Annotated in this window: 3 protein-coding genes; all 3 read left to right on the top strand. The window is 67.0% G+C overall.

All coding sequences use genetic code 11. From position 1 onward, the window contains the following. Window positions 1–181 precede the first annotated feature (181 nt). Window positions 182–526 (top strand): hypothetical protein, encoded by a 345-nt coding sequence (locus A9513_RS13735; protein ID WP_065085021.1) that lies wholly within the window; start codon window positions 182–184, stop codon window positions 524–526. Continuing rightward, complete coding sequence (locus tag A9513_RS13740) at window positions 523–750, top strand: hypothetical protein (protein ID WP_003085773.1); 228 nt, start codon at window positions 523–525, stop codon at window positions 748–750. Before A9513_RS13735 ends, A9513_RS13740 begins: the two co-directional genes overlap by 4 nt. A 40-nt stretch (window positions 751–790) precedes the next feature. Next, the coding region (locus A9513_RS13745) for a tape measure protein (protein ID WP_141678396.1) at window positions 791–2567 on the top strand (1777 nt) is incomplete at its 3' end.

The raw sequence follows: 2567 nt of genomic DNA on the forward strand, positions 1-2567 counted from the left end.
CCACCTTCTATTTCGGTGTGAAGGTGATGAACAACACCGTGGCGCCCGGCAGCGCCGACAACGTGGTGCGCCGGAACATGACCTTCGGCATCAACACGGACATTCTGGAAGTCACCCCGACTCCGGCTGGCCCCTGATCGACGGGGCTTTTGCCCCGTCTCCTCCTGAGTGAGAACCCTTCATGAGTGAAGCCCTGCACGGCACCGTCACGCTGGTGATCGGTGCCCGTACCTACACCCTGCAGCCGACCCTGGAGGCCGCGCTGAAGATCGAGTCGCGCTTCGGCGGCCTGCGCCCGGCCATGGAGTCGATGCGCCTGCTGAGCATCGGCGCCTGCGCCGACGTGGTGATCGCTGCCGCCGGTCTGAAGCCGGAGGAGCACACGACCCTCGCCACGCAGGTTTTCGAGACCGGCGTGGTCAAGGTCTCCTCGCAGCTCACGGAATACATCACCGGCCTGCTGAGCCCGGTACCGCCGAGCATCGCCGAACGGGGAAAGCCCGAGGCGGCCAGCACAGCGCAGTGAGGAATGGCAGCTACGTCGACTACCTGTTCGGCGTGGCCACCGGCTGGCTGGGCTGGCCGCCTGACACTGCGTGGCGCACGCCCATCCCACAGATCCTGATCGCGCTGGACGCCCGCCTGGACTGGATGGGTGGCGGCAAGGCCCAGCAGCAGGCCGCCCCGAAGAAGAAGGGCAGCGTCGCCGACCGCTTGAAGGCGTTCCTGCGGGGACGCCAGGAACCATAGCCACCGCCTTCGGGCGGTTTTTTTACGCCCGGAGAACACGATGTCCGACCAAGAAGTCCAGGGGATGCTGATCCAACTGGAGGCCACCACCGCGCAGCTGCGCCGGGAACTGGCGAGCGCGGACAGCGTGGTCGCCAAGACGACCCAGAGCATCGACCGCAACCTGGCACAGGTCGATTCTGCGTTTGATCGGACAGCCCAAGGTGCGCAGCAAGCCGGTACGTTGATCCGTGGCGCCTTCGCGGCGATCGCGGGCGCCGGCCTGGTCGGTAGCATCATCCACCAGGTGGACGCCTACGGGCAGATTGCCGACCGCCTGAAAATGGTCACCGGCAGTACCGAGCAGTACAACGAAGTCCAGCAGCACCTGCTGCGCACTGCGCAGGAGACTTACCGGCCCTTGGCCGAGGCGCAGGAGCTGTACATCCGCACGGCGGACGTGATGCGGTCGCTGGGCTTCGACACCCAGCAGACCCTCGATATCACCGACAGCTTCAGCTTCCTGCTGGTGACCAACGCCGCATCGGCGGATAAGGCGCAGTCCGCACTGGGCGCCTACTCGAAGGCGCTGCAGACCGGGAAGGTCGAGGCCGACGGCTGGGTGTCCATTCAGGAGGCCATGCCGACCATCGTCAATGCGATCGCCACGGCCACCGGCAAGAGTGCGGAGCAGATCCGCAAGCTGGGCGTCGAGGGCAAGCTGTCCCTGGACGACATCAACACCGGCTTGCTGAATACCGTCGAGGTCAACCGCAAGGCAGCGGCCGATATGTCGGTCAGCGTGCAGGATGCGCTGGTCAACATCCAGAACGCCCTCGGCGATTTCTTTGGCCGCATGGAGGAGAGCACCGGCGTGGTGGCTGGCTTGGCCAGTGTCATCAGCCTCGTCGGCGACAACATCGGCGCGGTCGCCGCCGTGATGGCGGGGGCGGGCGTTTCGGCGCTGACGGTATACGTCGCCCGCGGCGCGCTCGCGATCAAGACCACCCTGGCTGATCGTGCGGCACGAGTTGCCCAGGCAGAGGCCGTCATGCAGTCGGCGATTGCCGACCAGCGCAAGGCTGAAACGCTGACCATTCTGGCCGCCCGGGAGGCGGCTGCGGCGCGCGGCACCGCCGTACAGACCCAGATGTCGATCCAACTGGCGCAGGCGCGGCAGCGAGAAGCTGCGGCGACGGCATCGGTGGCCGCGGCACAGGCTGGGCTGCGTGCTGCCTCGGCTGGCTTGCTGAGCGTGCTGGGCGGCCCGATGGGGCTGGCCCTGCTCGCCGGCACCGCGGCGGCCTCGTTCCTGCTGCTGCGCGACAACGCCGACCAGGCGGGCGTCAGCCTGGACGACCTGCACAAGCCTGTGCAGCAACTGCGGGAGGAGTTCGCCAAGCTCAATCGCGACCAGCGTGAAGCCTCGCTGGTGAAGTGGCAGCAGGAGCAGATCAACGCCACCGACAAGGTGAAGGAAGCCTACGGCGCGCTGTCGCAGTCGATCCGTTCAGCGATGGTCACGGCGCCGGCGCGGGATTCCAACGGCCTGTATACCCAGCAGCTGCGCGACTACCAGTCGCTGATCGACCGGCTGAACCAGGCGCGGGCCTCTGGTCAGGACCTGTCGCCGATCCTGAAGGAAGTTGGCGATCGCATGCAGGTGCCGGCCGGCACCTTGCAGCAATGGATCACCCAGGCCGGCGCCATCGGGGATGCCGATCACCGCTCCGGCCTGATCGCCGAGACCTTGCGTGTGCTGACCGGGGTCACCCAGGAAAACACCGCGGCGACCAACGCCAACAACGCTGCCAAGACCGGGATGAGCGGCGCCGGGC

The sequence above is a fragment of the Pseudomonas sp. AU12215 genome (assembly GCF_001675465.2).
Classification (GTDB): domain Bacteria; phylum Pseudomonadota; class Gammaproteobacteria; order Pseudomonadales; family Pseudomonadaceae; genus Pseudomonas; species Pseudomonas nitroreducens.

What these genes read in the sequence shown, in the direction of transcription:
- A9513_RS13735 (WP_065085021.1), top strand. Translation starts at nt 182, where the DNA reads ATGAGTGAAGCCCTGCACGGCACCGTCACGCTGGTGATCGGTGCCCGT.